Below are 4,780 nucleotides of genomic sequence, written 5' to 3'. Positions count from 1 at the left end.
GCCGCAAGTGCTGGTCACGGAACTGACGCCCGTGCAGCGGCAGATCCTCAAGCTACTCGGCCTCTCGCCCGATTCCTACGGCCAATGATGCCCGCCCCTGGAAACTCCCGGAAATTGCCGGAATGACCTGCGGAAGATAGGATATAATAGCCGCAAGTTGGCCGTTTTCAACGTTCTGCCAAAATGCGCGCGACAAAAAGGCCGCGGCGCGCGGCAACGCCCCGCGTGAACCCGTTACGACGGGTCGGGCCCGCGAGGGCGGTTTCCAATTCGCCACCGGCCTGACAGCAGCGTCGAGCAATCATCGCGAGGCGTCTCACAACGGGACAGAACGGCATCAAATTGACTGCATCACACAAGGCAGAATAAGGACTTACGTCACGGCATGGGAGGTGCGGATCGAACGAGCCCGTCGCGCCGCAAATGGATCAACGAATGGAATTCATCCAAGAGCCGAAAGGCTGCTACTTTTTGGTGCCTACTGTTCAACCGAGAGATTCGGCGCTATGAAAGACGGCTACCTCTACCATTTCGGCGGCGCGAGCAAAGGAATATGGCCACCTGGTATTACCTCGACGGCGAACGCGCGTTCGGGCCGGTCACGATCAGAGACCTTTGGGACCGCGTTCGCTCCGGCGGAATGGACCCCCGCACGCTGATCACCCAAGACAGCGGCAAAAACTGGCAACCGATTCTCGACCTGCTGCCGCCCAAAGACCGGCGGTTTCTGGCCGTCCCGAAAGGCTGCTCGCTCGTCATGGCCGCTTGGTCGACGCGCTCCGGTTGGCCCCGGCCCCACAACACCGTCGCCGTCTGCCACATCCATTGCCCGGGGCAGACCAGGTTGCCGGGCGAATTCGGCTATCTGGTCGAGGCCCGCGAGGGCGGTTTCCAATTCGCCGCCTCGCGCCAGTTGTGGGACGTACACGAAGTCGAGGAGATGCGGGTCGACCACGCCGACCCCGACCGGCGGCTTTACCGGCCCTGCGAACTGGACGAAGTGATCCGCAACACGCGAAACGGCGAGCTCAACTACGTCGTCGTCGATAGCCCCTATCTGGTGCCCGTGGGAATTTTCTTTCCGCAAGGATGGTCGCTGCGGAAAACGCTGTTCCGCTGGCGGGCAAGGTCGCTGTTGAGCGGCGACTATCCATGCCTGGCGTACGAACCGGCCGGCGCCCGCGAGCGTGTCCGTGCTGACGACGGATATTTGGCCCTGCCACCTGGCTGCCTAATGCTGATGGGCGACGCGAACATGCCGGAGCACGGCACGAAGTCGGCCCTCTGCCATCTGCACTGCCCGGGCAAAACAATGTTGCCCGGCGAGTTCGGGTTCATCGTGCAGGTACGCGAGCAGGGCTTCGGGCTCGGCACGTCGAGACCTGTGGCCGACGCGCGCGAGCTTGCGCAGATGTCGCTTGACGATCCCGACCCCGACATGCGTCTCTATCGTCCCTCCGAGCTGGACGAGGCGATCCGAAACACGCGGCACGGCAGCTTCAACTACGTCGTGGCCGAGGCGAGGTCGTTGGCCATCGTCGGCTTGTTTTATCCGCGAGGCTTTTCGTGGCGCAAACTGTGGTTCAAGTGTCGCGCAAAAAAGTTTCTCCGCGGCGATCACCAGGTTCTGACCTACGACCCTAGGAGAATCGATCGGCAAGCCTGGTTCGCGTCGCGGATGGACGCCGAATGGCTACCGTGTTGATAGCGGCGGCATGGCCAGCGTCGAGGGCTTCGACATCGAGGTGTTGGGGCGTAATTCAACGGCGTGCCAGATCGACGCCAAGCCTTTAGTTAGCGTCTGCTTCGAGGTCGGGTGGGTTCCCGCTGAATTCACCGTTCCGCGCCTGCTCCAACCCGCGCCGCACGGCGGCCAATGCCTCGGGGTTCCGGTAAAGCCACGCCTCCCGTTCTGGAATGGCGACGGCCTTGCGGATCACGACGGCATCCGGCTCGCTGTCATCCACGATGACCAAGCTTCCGGCGAATTCAGCCCCAAGGGTCACACGACCCTTGGAATCTACTTGTTTCGTAATCATGGCGATCAAAATTGTCCTTCTCCAGCAATCTTATCCGATAGTGGGCAAGAGGGCAAGTGGGAAAATCCCTCCATCCATGAATCGCGTGCGGGAACTAGCATGAACCGGCCGCCGAGACATGACAAGTCGGCAAACTGCAGGCATCAGGGATCCGGGTTCGAACTCGAACCACAACATGTTGTGGCTATCCGAGCGGCAACCACAAGATGTGCCAAGATGGCCAACTGCGAACATAATGAGTTGCCGTGAAGCGAAGATCACCAGCGCGCTGGTGATCTCTGCCGGCCGAGACGCAGGCAGTAGGCTGCGATGCCGAGCGGCAAAGTTGGCCATCTTCGCTGGCATACGGGGTTTTTGGCTTTCGCGCAGGCGAGACGCCTACACCACAAGGTCGTTGGAACTTGGCGGCCTTCGAAATCGGTTGGCAGCCTTCGAACCCCAAAGTCCACGGCTTGTCGCCGCGGGTCGATGACTCGGCGCGGCAAAGCGCACAATTTCCGGCAAATCGCGTTGAAGCCGGCGGGGGTCATGCGGCGCAAGTGCTTGTGTAGAAAGGTTTCGGTTGGCATTGCTGCCCAGACAAAAGGGGGGCATCCGCGTTGTGAAAGTCATCGTCAGCGGCGGTCGAACGCGGCGTAGACCTCGCGGGCAATCTCGGCACAGAGCAGGTCGCCGGCGTTGTCGCGGGTCCAGCGGCGGTCTTCGTTCTCGGCGGTCAACACGCACAACGCCACCGGGCCGCCGGACGGGTAGAGAATGCCGGCCGCCGTGCGCACGGCGTCGAGACTGCCCGTCTTGTAGGCCAACACCGCGTCGTCGGGCAAGAACCGCCGGAACTTGTGCTTGTCGTCGCACGTTTTCAGATGGGCCAGCATGGCCTCGCTCGCCTCGTGACTCACCAGCTCCCGCCGGTGCAGCTTGCCGAGCAACAGCACCATTTCCGCGGCGGTCGTGCTGCCCAGTCCGTAGCGCTTGCTTCGCTCGGGGTCGATGGATGTGTCGCCGCGAAACACCTTGCTGTGAATGCGCGTATTCGAGCAGCCCAGCGCCCGCATCGTTTCGCCGGTCGCGGCGATGCCGATCTGATCGAGCACCAGATTGGTGGCCGTGTTGTCGGAATAGGCGATCATCAGCCGCGCGGCGTCGACCAGCGCGAAGGTCGCGCCGTCGGAGAAGTGCGAGGTGAGAATGCCGGAACCGGGCACTTTGTCGGCGGCCCGCAAGGTGACCTGGGCCTTCAAATCGACGCGGCCCTCCGCCGCCTGCCGATAAAGCTCGATCAGCACCGGGAACTTGATGAGACTCGCCGTCGGAAACACCTCGTCGTTGTGATAGGCGAAGCGGTCGTCGCCATCCAGGCGTTCGACGCCCACGGCCACGCGTCCTTGATGGGCCTCGATCAACGGCAGCAATCGTTCGGAGAGAGATGGCTTGTCCTGCGCCGAGGCCGGTCGCGGGCCGTGACAGCAGGCGATGAGCAAAACGAGCCCCAGGCCGCGTTTAAGATTTGAGTGCATTCCGATAATCTATACTGCGTGCGGGACGCTTTCAAACAATGGGCGGTGGCCGCGTGCGGCGTAACAGGTTTTCCCCAAGCAGCTTGGCTTTCGCCACGGAGTGCAAGCCGTCGCCAAGTTCATAGTTGACCGGTGCTTCCGGCGAGCAGGCATCACGTCAGGCCAGGCGGCCTTCATTTTGTGTTCGTGCCAACGACCACCATCGAATAGAATCGCCCCTTCACGCGCCGCCCATGTCGCGGCGGCCGACGCGACACGAAGTCTCGATTTCAGGGGGAAAACGCAGGTGGTCCGAGCAGTTACGGAGCAACCGGAAGTGCATGACGTCGTTGTGACCGACGAAGCATCGCTGCCTTACGTCGGCGAGTGGCGAGGGCTGATCAGTACGACGAATTGGGAAAAAGGACGAATCATCCACGACTGGCGAGAGACGCTCAAGGCGTCGGGAGCGGCCGTGCAGGAATACTCCGACGACGCTTGGAGCCGGCGTGTCGGGCAGGTGAGCAGCCAGCACGTCGGCCGGCTGCGGCGGGTCTATGAACGGTTCCAGGCCGTCCGCGAAACCTACGCCGGTCTCTACTGGAGCCACTTCCAGGCCGCCATCGACTGGTCCGACGCCGAAATGTGGCTGGAAGGGGCCGTGCAAAGCCGCTGGTCCGTCGGCGACATGCGGGCCCAGCGCTGGGAGGCGCTCGGCGGCAAGAACTCCCAGCCACGCGACGAGGAGATCGTCGAGGCCGAGTTCGACGAAGATGCCGGTCCCGCAGATTCGGCCGCGATGGGCGTCGTTCGCGATCTGGCAAGTGAACCGGGCGAAAGCTCGCCGAGCGCCTCTGCCCGCGAGCGGTCACGCGCCGACGATCACGAAGATGCGAGTGAAGACATTGAAAGCGGAACGCCCTTCGACGCGGACTCGGCCGCCTATCCGGCCGACTCGTCCGGTACGCCGGTGCGGCCGTTCGCGGATCTGCCGGAATTGCCCGACGATCTGGCTGAGGCCTTCGAGTCGTTCAAGTTGGCGATTCTGCACCACAAGCTGGCCGGCTGGCGGGAGGTGCCGCGTGACTCCGTGCTGCAAAGCTTGAAAGCGCTCGAGCAGCTTGCCTTCGCTCCGGCCGAGGCGTAAATGCAATCGCCGAGCTTGGCGTCGACGAGGCGGCGCTGACGGGGTAAACTTCACGCGGCTGGGAATGAGACATTGGCGGTGGCTGGGGCAGAGCTTGG

Annotated in this window: 4 protein-coding genes; 2 read left to right on the top strand and 2 right to left on the bottom strand. The window is 62.8% G+C overall.

All coding sequences use genetic code 11. The features are described 5' to 3' along the window. Positions 1-553 precede the first annotated feature (553 nt). A complete protein-coding gene (locus VNH11_25770) occupies positions 554-1,705 on the top strand; it encodes a GYF domain-containing protein (protein HVA49802.1) in 1,152 nt (383 codons plus the stop codon). An 85-nt stretch (positions 1,706-1,790) separates the two neighbouring features. Here the strand turns inward: VNH11_25770 and VNH11_25765 are convergent, their stop codons facing one another. Together VNH11_25765 and VNH11_25760 are read right to left on the bottom strand one after the other, a co-directional pair. Further along, a complete protein-coding gene (locus VNH11_25765) occupies positions 1,791-2,039 on the bottom strand; it encodes a hypothetical protein (GenBank protein HVA49801.1) in 249 nt (82 codons plus the stop codon). A gap of 614 nt (positions 2,040-2,653) precedes the next feature. Further along, a complete protein-coding gene (locus VNH11_25760; protein ID HVA49800.1) occupies positions 2,654-3,556 on the bottom strand; it encodes a serine hydrolase in 903 nt (300 codons plus the stop codon). A gap of 316 nt (positions 3,557-3,872) precedes the next feature. Between VNH11_25760 and VNH11_25755 the strand changes: the two genes are divergently transcribed. Then, entirely contained in the window at positions 3,873-4,682 is an 810-nt protein-coding gene (locus VNH11_25755; protein HVA49799.1) for a hypothetical protein, read from the top strand. Positions 4,683-4,780: the final 98 nt, after the last annotated feature.

Source organism: Pirellulales bacterium (assembly GCA_035533075.1).
Classification (GTDB): domain Bacteria; phylum Planctomycetota; class Planctomycetia; order Pirellulales; family JAICIG01; genus DASSFG01.
Note: the sequence above shows the minus strand (reverse complement) of the source record. Positions and strands in the feature narration are given on the sequence as shown.

Bases quoted from the DNA above. Each gene is read 5' to 3' on its own strand.
- VNH11_25770 (HVA49802.1), top strand. From the start codon at position 554: ATGGCCACCTGGTATTACCTCGACGGCGAACGCGCGTTCGGGCCGGTC.
- VNH11_25765 (HVA49801.1), bottom strand. From the start codon at position 2,039: ATGATTACGAAACAAGTAGATTCCAAGGGTCGTGTGACCCTTGGGGCT.
- VNH11_25760 (HVA49800.1), bottom strand. From the start codon at position 3,556: ATGCACTCAAATCTTAAACGCGGCCTGGGGCTCGTTTTGCTCATCGCC.